This is a genomic window from Flavobacterium sp. TC780 (genome assembly GCF_056783245.1).
The window spans coordinates 1-13,339 of record NZ_JBXBAV010000003.1; the positions used below are offsets into that span (position 1 = coordinate 1).

Sequence of the window (13,339 nt, forward strand, 5' to 3'; positions counted from 1 at the left end):
AAGGTTAATACATGCTCCTGTTGTTAGGGAGGCAGCACCTAAAAAAGAAGTATCTCTAAGTGTTGGCTTTAGTACTTTCCGTGGAAGCTTAGATTTCACAGGGCCTTTAAACGAATCTAAAACTCTTTTATATCGTGTAAACGGAGCATATCAGGAAGCAAAATCATTTCGGGATTTAGTAAGCAATAAATCTTTTTTGATCTCGCCATCTTTTAGTTATATCCCCAATGAAAATCCGCAATTAATACCGAATTAATTTTAAGCGACATGACTGGAATTCTGGATCGTGGTCAGCCCATTTTTGGTGCTGTTGCAGGAGTTACCAATTTAAACAAAACACCAATCAGTTTAAATCTGGCCGCTCCGAGTGATTTTTTCAATCAAAAGAAATGATTTTCACGACAAATTTCGCTCATAAATTCAGCTCCAAAATTGGTTTTAATGCGCAGTACATGAAACAATCCTGGACCGAAAATCTTCAAGAACACAGAACCACAAATAGTTTTGCTGTTGATATGGACAATAAACAGTAACCAATTTAGCAATGATGCAATTTGTACAACGTCAGCAATATTGGGATGTTGATAATTTGAGTGCCTATTTAAATTTCAATTTAAAAACTGGAAAAATAAAACATAAATTATTAGTTGGTTATGATTTAAGTAGTTGGAACAAAACCAAAGGTGGTGGACAAAATGCAGCTAGAGGTTATTTATTAAAGGATGGAACTGTGGCAAGTTCATTTGTTCCTGCAAACGTGCGAACTATCAAACCACAACAATTGATGGTGTTGTTTTACCCAAACCAAATGTCAATTATTTCAATTTAAATAATCCTACTTATACACTCATTAGCCCTGAAGATTATACTCTCGTGAGAACTGCCTTACCAGCTTCACTCACTACAACAAATGCATTTTACATTCAGGATCAGATACAGTGGGAGAAATTTACCTTTTTGATTGGTTTACAAATGGATGGTTTGAAGACATTACCAACTACAAATCAAATAACGAATTAAAAGTCAAAAAAACGGCCTACTGCCTCGTGTTGGTAATGTACGCTGTTAAATAATGAAATTAACGTCTATACGACTTATCTAGAAGTTATCAGCCACAATCAAACACGGTGACTTTAATGCCACAGACAGGTTCTTTACCAGCTGGAAGTTTGTTTGCTCCTCTTGAAAGTAATCTAAAAAGAAGTGGGGCATAAAAACTTCCTTTTTTAATAATTCAGTAAGTTTTAACGCGGCGATTTACGAAATTAATCAGCGTAATATTTTAATGAATGCCAATGATGCTGCAAATCCTGATTTATTGGTTACAAGAGGTGCAGAAAGAAGCCGTGGTTTTGAATTTGATTTAGCAGGTTTTATCACCCCCGATTGGCAAATAAACGCTTCGTACAGCTATATAGATGCCAAAATAACCAACGATCGTGATCCTTCGTTAATTGGTGCCAGAAAACAAAATACTCCAAAAAATAGCGCCAATTTGTGGACACGTTATAATTTTAAGTCAGACTCAGCTTTAAAAGATCTTGGGGCTTGCATTCGGGATGAATATCAAAGCAGTAAAGTGCCTTGGTTTACCAGAACTTTTACGCTTCCCGATTTTACAGTTTTCGATGCTGCTTTATATTACAAACCGAATAAAAGCAATATGCAAATTGCCTTAAATGCCAATAATTTATTAAACAAAACGTATTGGTTAGGTGCTCAGAATTATTTGCGATTGTTCCTGGAGCTCCCAGAAACTTAAATCTTACTGTAACTTATAAATTTTAATTTATATGAAATCATTACAAATTGAAATACTAATAGCCAAGCATTTTAGAAATACTGTTTTTAAAAATAAGGCAGTATATATTATCACACTATTTATTGGGATTATTTTATTCTATGCTACCTTTTCTGGCTGGGAAAATTATACCAGTCAAAATGAAACCAGCGAAAAATACCAACACGAATCACGTGAAGATTGGCTAAACAATCCTGATAAAAATCCGCATCGAATGGCACATTACGGAAATTTTGCTTTTAGAAAAAGTACTTCTTTAAGTGTTTTCGAATTTGGAATGGAGCCTTTTTTTGGCAATGCCATTTTTCTGGAAGCACACAAACAAAATACAACCAATTTCTCTGAAGCAGGATTCTCTAACAGTATGCTTCGTTTTGGAGAAATCAGTATTGCTATGGTTTTGCAAATTTTATTGCCTTTACTAATCTTTTTTCTAGGTTTTAATGCAATCGCAGCAGAAAGAGAAGATGGAACATTAAAACTGCTTCTAAGTCAAGGAATTAGTTGGAAACAGCTTTTGTTTGGAAAAATAGTAGGGATCGCAAGCGTGATTATAATACTTTTTATTCCCTTGATTGCAGTATTAGTTTTTATCTGGTTGCTGCTTCAGAATTTCTCCATTTCTACCGACGAAACGATTAAGATGATATTGTTTATACTATTCCATTTTATTTATCTGATTTTCTTTTGCATCATTGCCGTTCTAATTTCTGCTTCAAGCAAGACTTCTAAAAAAGCATTGATTTCTTTGATTGGAATTTGGTTAGTTTTCACGATTATTTTACCAAGAACCACTCAGGCAATCGGAGCTTACATTTATGAAGCGCCGTCAAAAGTACAATTCAATAGCGACATCAAAAAGATATTCTGAAGCAAGGAGATAGTCACAACCCGAATGATTTACACTACAAAGCAATTAAAGATTCGCTTTTGAGCATTTATAAAGTCGATTCAGTACAAAAACTTCCTTTTAACTATTCGGGATTTATCATGAGTGAAGGAGAAAAAATAAGTTCTCATATTTACAACAAACATCTGGAAACTTTACTTCAGGTTTATGAAAAACAAAACAGCTTTTCTAAAACAGTCTCTTTTTTAAATCCGTATATCGCGATAAAAAATTTATCGATGACATTGTCCAATACCGATTATGATTCGTATATCGATTTCCAGAAACAGGCTGAAGAATATCGTTATAATATGGCACAGAAAATGAATGCTTTACAAGTTAAATACATCAGTAATAAAAAACCAGGGCCAAATGATAAACCTTTAACCATTGACAAAGAGCATTGGGCTGATATTGCCGAATTTCATTATGAACCTAAAAAAGTTTCAGCTGTTTTTGAGGTCCGAAATTGTTTCTATTATTTCTATTGTTCTCTGGATCATAATCCTATTTATTTTAATTCGGATGAGCTAAAAACCTTAAAGCCATTTAATATGTTAGTATTACTTTTAAAAATTTTATACGATCAAAAGGTACAAAAGTTGCGCTGATACTCCTTTTTAATTATCGGATTCATAAGCCTTTTGAATTTGGTCATCAATTTCAGCAGAAACAACAAAATAATATTACCGAAGCAGCAGTTTATCAAAAAGAACATATTGCCAGAAATGCTGCTTTCCATAAAGACGAAATGGGGCTTTTGCTTTATTATATCAAGTTTTCATTAGTTAATGAAACACTACCTATAAATAGTTTGGCAATTGGTCAGCGAGATGTAAATCCGTCGATACAAAGTGTTACGATTCGCGGTTTAGAAGCTCAAAAATACGATGCTGAACTCAATAATCCGAACAACCTCTTATCTGGAAATATCGATTTTAGCTTTGTGCTGATTTATCTTTTTCCGCTTTTAATTATTGCTTTTTCGTATAATTTGGTTTCTGAAGAAAAAGAAAGTGGAACCTGGAAAATTGTTGCCACTCAAAGTAAAAACACGTTTTTATACATTTTGAAATTATTTTATGTCCGAATCATAAGTCTGATTGTACTTTTAAATATCATTCTTTTTATCGCTGTATTGATTCTGAATATCCCATTAAACCAAGCTTTTTTCACTTTTTATGCGCTCGGGATTTTGTATATTCTATTTTGGTTTGCTGTAAGCTTTTTTATTGTTTCGCTACAACAGCATTCTAACTTTAATGCAGTTATTTTATTGACAATCTGGCTGTTTCTAATTATAATCCTGCCAGCGGTTATAAATACCTATATCGTAAATAAATATCCGATTCCAGAAGCATTAGAATTAACGGTAAAACAACGCAATGCCTATCATGAAAAATGGGATATGGATAAAAAAATAACGATGGATAAATTCTACAGCCATTATCCACAATTTAAAAGCTATCCTTTGCCAGAAACAGAATTCAGCTGGCTTTGGTATTACGCTATGCAGCAAGCAGGTGATGATGATTCGGCTAAACAATCTCAGGAATTAGAGAATAAATTGCAGCAACGTAATCAAGCGAGCCAATTGATAGCTCAATTTATTCCGACTTTACATACTCAAATTCAACTCAATGAAATTGCCAAATCGGATTTAGGAAACCAACTTTTATTTTTGAAGGAAACGAAACATTTTCACGAAAAAATGCGTCTGTATTTTTATCCTAAAATATTTGATAATGTTGCCGTATCTAAAGAAAACTGGCCCAAATTTAAAGTTGAAACGTTTACCGATCCATCAGAAATCAGTTTAACAAAGACTCTTTTACCTTTGCTTCTTTTCAATGTATTGTTAATTGGTCTCGGCTGGAGGAATTTAAAAAACAATCATCAAACCTTTTAGAAAAGTTATAAAGCCATTTGATGCTATTTGTTAATTTTAAATTCATTTTTTTGGTTTAAACCAAAAAAAGAGGTTGTCTAAAAAGACAACCTCTTAAAATAATTTTATTTAATTATAGAAAGTTTATTCAATAATAAGTTTTTGAGTGGATGTATTTCCATCTTGCTCTACTTTTATAATGTAAACTCCCGTTGGCAAATTATGAATATTTAATTCTTTGTTTTCTGTTTGTATAGTGAAAACAATTTTTCCAGACATATCCGCTATGCTGATATTCTTTGAACTGCTAGATGTTGTTTGTACATATACTTTTCCGTCTTTTACTGGATTTGGATAGATAACAAATCCATCAATTGTATTGGTATGTAACTCCCAAACTAGTACAAGCTGTAGCCGATACGTTTATTGTACGGGTCACCGACGATTCATTTTGCAAAGCATCTTTTACGGTATACGTCAGGATATATTGCCCTGGCGTGTTTGTATCAACTGTTCCTGATAACCAATACTGCTGAAGTGATGTCTGCTCCTGATTATCTTTGGCAGTAAAACCCGCTTCTACATAGGCACATCCATTATCCAAAGAAACTATAGCGTCTCCTAAAAGCGTGATTACTGGTTTGCTTTTTCGATGGTTACTGTCCAATTCGCTATCGTTCCATTTTGAGCCATTACATTATAACTACTGGCAAAGTATAGTTTAATGCTGTTACTCCACTATTTTGGGGATAAGTCCCGATGCGCAATGTTGCAAAATCTGAAGTTTGGAACATTGGAATAACGCACTTAAATTAGCATTATTAGCAACAAAAACTTTTACCGTTTTTAAAACTGGATCAATTACACTTTCTCCTACTTGGTTTGCTACTGAATAACTACAATACTTAGCTTCGGATTTTTGGCATTTAATGTAACAGTATAATTAGTTTCAGAAAGTTTATTCTCCGAAACTACAGTCACTAGAAAACTATTTGTATAGTCTGAGACAACTGCTTTTGAATTTACTTGTTTTACTCCATCTATATATAACGCTGCACCTGGTGATACTGTAAAATCGGCAATTAAATTAGATACATCAATTCCATACGTCAATGTCTTTAGTTGCATTACTTCCTACAATATCAGTATTTATTTCCTGAGCTAGCCCTGGATTAGATGCTGTTTTAAAATCATAAGAAAGTAATTTACTTTCATTGTTCAATCCTGTTAATACTTTTATAGTATGGGTTTCGGAAATTCCGGTGTTGAAACCAATTCCTTCTACTGTTAAAGTAACTGGATTTGTATAATCATTTACAGTAACCCCACTAACTTGTGTAATCCCGTTTATTTTTGCAATACTTTTCATTCCTAAATTATAATTAGCAACTGCCTTTCTTATATCTGTTCCATCCTTTAATAATATGGTATGCGTTTTGGTTGCTACATCATAAGAGGACGAAAGTTGATTTGCAAATTCTAACTTTTGCAATAAAACAGGAACATTCCAAAATTTACCTTCTCCCTGACCGTTAGTATCTGCATTGGTTATTACTGCCGTATTGTCGTTTGTAGTACTATCGAAAACAAATTGCTTGTCTCCCTCTGAAAATGAATAATGTGCAACTAGTCCTGGTTCATTTCCTCTGTACTTTGTCAATGCATTTGCAGCAATTGTTGCCTGATTGCGGACTCCTGACCAAATACGAACTTCATCTATATTCCCGTTAAAACCACGAGCCAAACCTGCGTTATTACCAAAATAAGCTGGTGAAGTTGCGTTTGAAGATGCGGCACTTGCTGTACCTGTACTTGTAAACGGAACTGAAACTCCATCTATATATACCGTATAAACATTAGCAGCACTCACTGTAAAAGCAATATGCTGCCAGGTATTTTGTTTAATCGAATTTAATTCTGTATTTATAACATATGAATCTCCTGTTCCTTTAATAGAAAGCACTAAACTATTTTCTTTATAAAGACCTAGATTATTAGCATTATGTACAAAAGCCAACACTGAACTTTTCTCTAGAAGTCTTCCGAAAACTGATGATTGCTTCTGATTAATCCATGCTTCGAATGTATAATCATTAGTAAGATTTAATGCTGGAGTACTGTCTGTTTTTACAACATCATTTATTCCATCAAAAGTTCCTGTTACATTGGTTGCATAATTTGCGTGCGAAAGTGTTACTGATTTAGAATCGTTTGTAACATCAGTATCTCCTGCTAATTTGGTATACACATCAATTGTATAATCTCCAGGAACTCCTAAATCAGCTTTTGCAGTAAATGAAAATTCAGCTGATGCTCCTGCTGCAATGGGACCAACTACATTTTCTATCACTTCGTTTGCACCATTAATGGTATACGCTATTGGAAAATTAGCAATTGAAATATTTGAATAATTCTTAATTGAAACTGTAACCGCAACTGGTTTATTTCCTGGTTTTGTTGGAGCTGTAATTTGATCTACACTGGCATCGGCAACTGTAGGTCGCAACACATTAATGGTATATTCTTCCACCTCAAAATCTGATCTTGAAGTTGTTAATTCATCCATTGTTGGCCCAAGGTTTACATTATAATATTCGTTAGAAGAACGTTGCATGTGTATAATACGCATTAATTTCTCCCCTGCAGTAGTTCCTGCGGGAATAGTTATCCCTGCATTGCTTAATCTATTATTATTTCTGAAATAATGTGTACTTGTTGTTGACGGAATTATAGGTGATACTGAACCTTTTAAAGTATTTACCCAAAAATTTCCATCATAAAATTCTTCTGTTAAATCACCATCGCCATTTAAATCAATAATTATCATTGTAAATACGCCAACTGAACTTGTTTTATCTCTGGTAAGAGGTGCTTCTGATCTCGTAACCGTAACTTCTGGCTGGTAGGTAATCCCTGCATAAACCGGAATTTTTATATTCTTAAAATCTGAATATCCAGTGGTTCCTGAAGTATTTACAACGGCATCCCATTTTAATTTAGAAATAGCATATCCATTTGTATTGGTATGAACTGGTAAATCGTTTTTATTGTATACCGTTTTTTCAATTTCATTATTGATATTATCATCATCTGCTATATTAACACCACTTTTAATTATATAAGTAGCATCCAGAATAGATAAATCTGCTTTGGTAGTAAAAGTAAAATCTACAGTTGAATAGGGATCAATAACAGGTACAACATCAGTAACTTTTGCCCCTCCATTGATTTGATAAAATACTGGGTGATTCGTTAATGCAACAGGTCCTAAATTGCTAACTTTAATTATTATCCTGTGGGCTCCTAATTTTTTCCCATTAGCATCTGGACTTACTATAGAAACGATACTTGCATCATTGAGAGGTTTAGTGACAATTGGTTTGGTTACACAAGAGATATTTGCAATCCAACCAGCCCTATTTGTACTTCCATCCGAAGTAAACTTGAACGTTAATTCTCCGTCAGCAGCTGTAGATGTTAATGATGAGGGTAGAGTAGTTCCTGCAAATTTCCCTAATAAAGGGGACGAATCCGTTGGTCCATTATAAACATATAAAAAATCATAGCCTGCTTCAAGATTAAAGGCACTAAAGTCAACTTTAATACTGTTCCCTGCAATAGCAGGTTTAAAAGTCATTGTCTCATTAAGTCTATTTCTGTAATTTGAAAAACGCCCTCCACTATCCGTAAATAGTGTTGAGCAGGTAGTTAAAGTGGCTATTGATCCCATCAACACATCATTATAGACTGTTTTAGTGATTGTATTATTATCTGGAACTGCATCACCTTGATAATTTACACTTCCTATCACAGTATACTCTCCTGAGGCAGAAAAATCTGCTTTTTGTACAAAACTATACGATACTTCGTTAAGCGGATTAATCGGCCCAGGAATTGTCTCTACAACTGCTGGACCTCCATTAATTGCATACGAAACTGGAATATTACTTACTGCAACCGAGGAGTAATTGTAAACGGTTATTGTAACAGTTTCTGTGGCTGTAATCCCTATATTAGATGTAAACGAAGTTACTGCCAGATCTGTAGCGGTAGCCTCAAAAATGGCAATATTATCTATAAAAAGAGTGTTGTATACGTCTTCATCATTTATCTCTTTGAAATTATTATCTATTACAGACTCAAGAACCACATTAAATGTTGTTCCTGCATAAGCTGATAAATCATATATTAATTCAGTATCCCCAGTTAAAACGGTTCCGCCATAAACTGTTTTATTTTCAGAACTTTTTAATTCCGTTCCGTTTACCAATACTCTAAAAAAAGTTTTATTGGTTAAATCAATATTATTCCATTGCAAATTAAACTTCATGCGAAGTTTTTTCCCAGAAGACTCTGTGGCATCAATATCACAAAAACTAATTTTTTTTATATAATCGGGATTATTTATAAACGCATTCACATCTGTACTTGCAACCCATGCAGATGCAGATTTAACAATTGATCCCTCCATTTTTACCCCGTCAGAAAACACATCCTTTATTTTTTGATTGTAATATGTCATATTTCCTGCTTTTCCTTTCGAGAGCACATAATTTGTTGCTTTTCTTGTATTAAAATCTTCAAGAAAGGGCAAATTTGCTGCACTTAAAGTCGGTTGAGAAACGGGGTCTACATTCACCGCTTTAACTCTTTCTGAAACGATCCCCGTAGCAATATCGACCGTACGAACTGAAAACCAGTTGTCCTCCCCTACTGTAAGATTTGTAAATGTATACGTAGGATTGGTAACTGTTGCCACGACATCAAAGGTATACCCATTCATTTTCAAGACCTCATATTTTGCTCCTGCAATAAGACCCCAATCCATTTTATAAGAAGAAACACCACATGCAGCTGGTGCAATAACTAGATTTTTAGGTTCGGTTATAATAGTAAATATTCTCTTTAGAAGTATCTATTTTAGTACCCGCGATAATTCTTATTTTACAGCATCAGCAACTAATCCGACGGTACCTCCATCAAAATTTCTTGCTGCCGATGGAATACCTTTTGCTAATAATACGGTAATTCATTCCTCCATCAACTGAATATTCAAGAGTAAATGGCTTTGCTTCTCCTTCATAATCCCAGCGGATATATTCTGTAGATTCTGTATCGAATTTTTCACCACCTATTGGATAAGTTAGAATTAATTCTGGAGCCACATAATCATATACTACTGAAAACTCCTGAGTGAATTAGAGGAACTGTTGTTCCTGTAACAATAATTTTATAGGTTCCTGCAGCAGGATTATCCAAGGTTATTTGTTCGATATTATTCAAATTGTCAACCCCTCTTATTGCATTTGCATTAGGGGTTGTAGGGTTTAATATCCATGGTAAAGTAGTTGCTCCGTCTTTTACAATTTTGATATCTAAATCATTAACCTGAACAGCCGCTGCACCTGGTGTTGCCCCAATATCTGAATAGGCTAAGCATTACTTTTAACGAAACCAACCCGGCGGAACTACAATATCTTTTTCATAAGTTGCCCCATTGGCAACACTATGCGGTGTAGAACATATTTTTATCAATACTTTAATGCTCTTAGTCCGTTAAGATTACCATATCCGTATTTATAATCTGGACCTGGATTACCAGCATCTTTGGCCGTATTAGTTACTAAAGCTTTCATTAAGGATGCCAATGGTCTTGTGCCATAACTATTTTTATATCTTTCATAAAGTAAAGCCACTGTACCTGTAACACCTGGGGTAGCCATAGAAGTTCCGTCATAACCGGCATACGAGTTGCGATAATCTAATGAATACACATCAGTACCTACCGCTGCTATTTGAGGAACTAAACGCCCGTCAATAGTAGGCCCAAAACTACTACTACTCCAAATAGAATTATTCGCTTTAGTATTTGCAACATGCAATGTATTTTTTGAATTTTTGGTACAGGTATTAAATCCTCCAGGGTATGTTTGTTTGAGAATTTCCATTGGAGTAAATAGTTAAAAGATAAGGATATCCACTGTTACATCATCATCGCCACGATCTCAACGTCATATCTATACGGGATTAAACCCTGCTCCAAGGTTAGCCTTCCATAAGAATTTGATGTAATCTCTATATCATCTCGCTGAACAGATAATACTCTTTCTTGATAATTAGATAATCCATTAGATTGGGTATTAAAATTCCACCATACATTTTTACTTCTGGGGCCATTCCTTTTGCTCTTGGATCTAATAAACCTGCTCCTCCAATAGTCCCTGAAACATGCAGTCCATGATCACCATAATCTTCACTTTCTTTAATCGTTACTCGACCAGTATGATCTTTATGTGGTTCCAGATTTCTATCCCAAACCCCAACTTTCACCCCTTTTCCAGTTAATCCATATCCCAATCCTGTAATACCTGATCCTAAAACATTGGTTTTATGGGAAGTCAATCCAGGAACATTATCACTTTCGACAGGTGGAGAAATTAACTCGATATGCTGAACCCAACTAAATTTAGCAATCTCTTCTAATTTTTCCTTGGGAGCCTGCAAATAAACCGTATTAAAAAAAATCATCTATGGTACTGCTTTTCACAAATAAACTTCCCAAATCTTGCGAAATAATCGTAGGATCGACTCCCTTGAAATAACTTACAACTACTTTAATTCCATTCCCCTCTAAGGCATAATCAGGGATCCCATTCTGAAGAATTCGGGCTAATTTGAATTTTGGTTCAACTGAGGTTAAAGCTCTTAATATTTTTAGAACTATTGCCTTTAGTATAAAACTCTGGATTAATTGCAGCATAATAGCTATTATTGGATACATAACTCAGTAAAGTTACCCCTTGCTTTTTTAAGTTTTGCTGCTCCGTTACAGAAGGAATTTCATTAAACTGCAGCAAAACGTAATCGGTTTTTGGGCTTTGTTTGCTTGTCCTTTTTTTAAATTCTTTGACCTGATCCTTAAAATTGGCTGTTGTTTCTATTTTATTTCCATTTATAGAAACAGAAAAATCATTCTCTGATTTCTTTTGTGACCATAACGTAATAGTCAAAAAAATCATAATTAAACTCAGTAATTTTTTTTTCATAAGTAATGTATTTGGTTAATAATTAGTTGGAATAATTCTAAAAACGCTTTTGATAATTTTGTTTTTGAGATAGTACTTTCGTACTGATGATCAATGTGCTATTAAATCTGTGTCAATAATCGAAGCTGAGAGAATAGGATTTTTAAATCGTAACTTCTTAGTTTGGATTTGGAGCTCCAACATGTGTTTTATATCAATTTTATAACAACTTCTATTAAAAAATTATAAACCTATATAATCATCCATCCCTTGACCTATTAAAAATAAAATCTAATATTATAATTTTTAAACAAAGCTTTACAAAAAAATAATACGCATCTATACTCAAAGCTTTAATTCCCTAATAAATTAGGCACGATAAATACTATTAATCCAGCTATAATTTGTAATAAGCCCATACATTTAACAATAAGAATAGGTGAATTACTAAGGCTATTGCTTAAACAAATTTTAAAATTTGAAGGGAAAATCAATATTTGCAGTATGCTGACCAAAAAAGGAAAAATCATCACCTACTTTTATAACAAACAAAAGAAGGTGATTGAGATCTCACAGAAAGATTTTTGAGTGGAGCAAACACTCTCCCCTCTCCCTCTTGCTCCTCTATAAAATAAAAGAAAGAATCAAACCGAATTAAAAGAAATGAGCCCGATACTATATCGGGCTCATCATTATTAAAATCAGCTATAAAACACTCTTAATCACTAATATACAAATATCCTGATTTTTCAACTCTGCTTCCATTATCATCATATTCCAAAATATAAAAATAGGTTCCCGAAGGAAGTTTATCTCCTTTACTTATTGTTGTTCTTCCTTCTGAAATTCCTTGAAAAGGATTGGTGACATTATCATAATTCTTTTTTTCGTAAACAAGAACACCATACCTGTTAAATATCTTTACGTTATTATCAGGATAACAATTGATTCCTTCAATTTTAAGTGTATCATTCATTCCATCACCATTAGGTGATAACGCATTAAAAATATCTGCCAAACAAGAAACATGTACTGTTTGTGTATGAGTACTGCTATTTCCACATCCATCATTTGCTGTCCAGGTCCTAATTAGACTATATCTGCTGCTACAATCTCCATCAACTCTGGTTTCTGTATAATCAACTGTGGCTGTTCCGCAAATAGCTGTAGCTGTAAGTATAGCTGCAGGTGCAATAGAAGCACAATTTACTTCGATAACTGCTGAAGCCAAAGACTCTACAAAAATTGGTGCTTGTGGTATCTTTTATTGTTATAATTTGAGTATGAATAACTTTATTCCCACATGCATCAACACAGTCCAGGTTCTTTTCAGTTGGTAATTTTTTGCACAACTTTCATTGATCCTGGTCTCAATATAATTAACTGTAGCATTCGAACAATTACCAATTGCTGTAAGTGTTGCAGCTGTAGGAATTGGAGCTAAACAATCAACTGTCATATCTCTTGGTAATGCTTCTACGAAAACAGGTGCTGTAGAATCAGCTACTGTAATTGTTTGAACCAAATTTGTGGTTAATCCTCCGCAATCTGTTAAGGTATAACTTCTTGATACGATATAAGGTTTTCCAACACATCCAGTACCTCCATTATTGGTATCTGCTACTTTAACTGCAACTGTTCCATTACAATTTGATTTTGTATTTGTAACCGCATTTATATTTGCAATTGGAATATCGGCAATACATTGCAAATTTAAATCTGCTGGTATTGTTCCT

At 33.9% G+C, this 13,339-nt stretch carries 17 protein-coding genes and 1 pseudogene; 8 read left to right on the top strand and 10 right to left on the bottom strand.

Annotation, left to right across the window (positions count from 1 at the left end; translation table 11 throughout):
- From AC1RYN_RS00110 to AC1RYN_RS00145, 8 genes are all read left to right on the top strand, one after another.
- A partial coding sequence (locus tag AC1RYN_RS00110) for a hypothetical protein (protein ID WP_481805343.1) occupies nt 1–256 on the top strand: 256 nt, incomplete at its 5' end.
- Between the two features lie 11 nt (nt 257–267).
- Complete coding sequence (locus tag AC1RYN_RS00115; RefSeq protein ID WP_481805344.1) at nt 268–393, top strand: hypothetical protein; 126 nt, start codon at nt 268–270, stop codon at nt 391–393.
- Nucleotides 394–544: 151 nt separating this feature from the next.
- On the top strand, nt 545–829 hold the full coding sequence (locus AC1RYN_RS00120; RefSeq protein WP_481805345.1) for a hypothetical protein: 285 nt from the start codon (nt 545–547) through the stop codon (nt 827–829).
- A 44-nt stretch (nt 830–873) separates the two neighbouring features.
- The gene (locus AC1RYN_RS00125; RefSeq protein WP_481805346.1) at nt 874–1,020 is read left to right on the top strand and encodes a hypothetical protein; all 147 of its coding nucleotides are present in this window, start codon (nt 874–876) and stop codon (nt 1,018–1,020) included.
- Nucleotides 1,021–1,264: 244 nt separating this feature from the next.
- Entirely contained in the window at nt 1,265–1,762 is a 498-nt protein-coding gene (locus AC1RYN_RS00130) for a TonB-dependent receptor domain-containing protein (protein ID WP_481805357.1), read from the top strand.
- 31 nt (nt 1,763–1,793) lie between these two features.
- Complete coding sequence (locus AC1RYN_RS00135; protein WP_481805347.1) at nt 1,794–2,672, top strand: ABC transporter permease; 879 nt, start codon at nt 1,794–1,796, stop codon at nt 2,670–2,672.
- Between the two features lie 59 nt (nt 2,673–2,731).
- Entirely contained in the window at nt 2,732–3,301 is a 570-nt protein-coding gene (locus tag AC1RYN_RS00140; protein WP_481805348.1) for a DUF3526 domain-containing protein, read from the top strand.
- Nucleotides 3,301–4,599: a DUF3526 domain-containing protein gene (locus tag AC1RYN_RS00145; RefSeq protein ID WP_481805358.1), complete on the top strand. Its 1,299-nt coding sequence runs from the start codon at nt 3,301–3,303 to the stop codon at nt 4,597–4,599. The genes AC1RYN_RS00140 and AC1RYN_RS00145 overlap by 1 nt, the downstream gene beginning before the upstream one ends.
- Before the next feature lie 123 nt (nt 4,600–4,722).
- Here AC1RYN_RS00145 and AC1RYN_RS00150 read toward each other — a convergent pair whose 3' ends face one another.
- From AC1RYN_RS00150 to AC1RYN_RS00195, 10 genes and pseudogenes are all read right to left on the bottom strand, one after another.
- Nucleotides 4,723–4,953, bottom strand: coding sequence for a T9SS type A sorting domain-containing protein (locus AC1RYN_RS00150; RefSeq protein WP_481805359.1), 231 nt, complete (start codon nt 4,951–4,953; stop codon nt 4,723–4,725).
- Nucleotides 4,949–5,245, bottom strand: a complete 297-nt coding sequence (locus AC1RYN_RS00155) for an immunoglobulin-like domain-containing protein (RefSeq protein WP_481805349.1) — start codon at nt 5,243–5,245, stop codon at nt 4,949–4,951. The genes AC1RYN_RS00150 and AC1RYN_RS00155 overlap by 5 nt, the downstream gene beginning before the upstream one ends.
- 218 nt (nt 5,246–5,463) lie before the next feature.
- Nucleotides 5,464–5,691: a hypothetical protein gene (locus AC1RYN_RS00160; protein WP_481805350.1), complete on the bottom strand. Its 228-nt coding sequence runs from the start codon at nt 5,689–5,691 to the stop codon at nt 5,464–5,466.
- Nucleotides 5,675–9,406, bottom strand: coding sequence for a LamG-like jellyroll fold domain-containing protein (locus tag AC1RYN_RS00165; protein WP_481805351.1), 3,732 nt, complete (start codon nt 9,404–9,406; stop codon nt 5,675–5,677). Before AC1RYN_RS00165 ends, AC1RYN_RS00160 begins: the two co-directional genes overlap by 17 nt.
- A gap of 151 nt (nt 9,407–9,557) precedes the next feature.
- Nucleotides 9,558–9,743, bottom strand: coding sequence for a hypothetical protein (locus AC1RYN_RS00170; protein WP_481805352.1), 186 nt, complete (start codon nt 9,741–9,743; stop codon nt 9,558–9,560).
- A 366-nt stretch (nt 9,744–10,109) separates the two neighbouring features.
- Complete coding sequence (locus AC1RYN_RS00175) at nt 10,110–10,526, bottom strand: S8 family serine peptidase (RefSeq protein ID WP_481805353.1); 417 nt, start codon at nt 10,524–10,526, stop codon at nt 10,110–10,112.
- A gap of 127 nt (nt 10,527–10,653) precedes the next feature.
- Nucleotides 10,654–11,106, bottom strand: a complete 453-nt coding sequence (locus tag AC1RYN_RS00180; protein WP_481805354.1) for a S8 family serine peptidase — start codon at nt 11,104–11,106, stop codon at nt 10,654–10,656.
- A 158-nt stretch (nt 11,107–11,264) separates the two neighbouring features.
- The gene (locus AC1RYN_RS00185) at nt 11,265–11,624 is read right to left on the bottom strand and encodes a hypothetical protein (RefSeq protein WP_481805355.1); all 360 of its coding nucleotides are present in this window, start codon (nt 11,622–11,624) and stop codon (nt 11,265–11,267) included.
- Nucleotides 11,625–12,321: 697 nt separating this feature from the next.
- Nucleotides 12,322–12,834 (bottom strand): T9SS type B sorting domain-containing protein, encoded by a 513-nt coding sequence (locus tag AC1RYN_RS00190; RefSeq protein ID WP_481805356.1) that lies wholly within the window; start codon nt 12,832–12,834, stop codon nt 12,322–12,324.
- Between the two features lie 39 nt (nt 12,835–12,873).
- A pseudogene (locus AC1RYN_RS00195) lies at nt 12,874–13,339 on the bottom strand (hypothetical protein); the annotation flags it as partial.

Coding starts and splice junctions, on each gene's coding strand:
- AC1RYN_RS00165 (WP_481805351.1), bottom strand. CDS start 9,406: ATGGATTGGGGTCTTATTGCAGGAGCAAAATATGAGGTCTTGAAAATG.
- AC1RYN_RS00120 (WP_481805345.1), top strand. CDS start 545: ATGATGCAATTTGTACAACGTCAGCAATATTGGGATGTTGATAATTTG.
- AC1RYN_RS00135 (WP_481805347.1), top strand. CDS start 1,794: ATGAAATCATTACAAATTGAAATACTAATAGCCAAGCATTTTAGAAAT.
- AC1RYN_RS00115 (WP_481805344.1), top strand. CDS start 268: ATGACTGGAATTCTGGATCGTGGTCAGCCCATTTTTGGTGCTGTTGCA.
- AC1RYN_RS00180 (WP_481805354.1), bottom strand. CDS start 11,106: ATGATTTTTTTTAATACGGTTTATTTGCAGGCTCCCAAGGAAAAATTA.
- AC1RYN_RS00185 (WP_481805355.1), bottom strand. CDS start 11,624: ATGAAAAAAAAATTACTGAGTTTAATTATGATTTTTTTGACTATTACG.
- AC1RYN_RS00175 (WP_481805353.1), bottom strand. CDS start 10,526: ATGGAAATTCTCAAACAAACATACCCTGGAGGATTTAATACCTGTACC.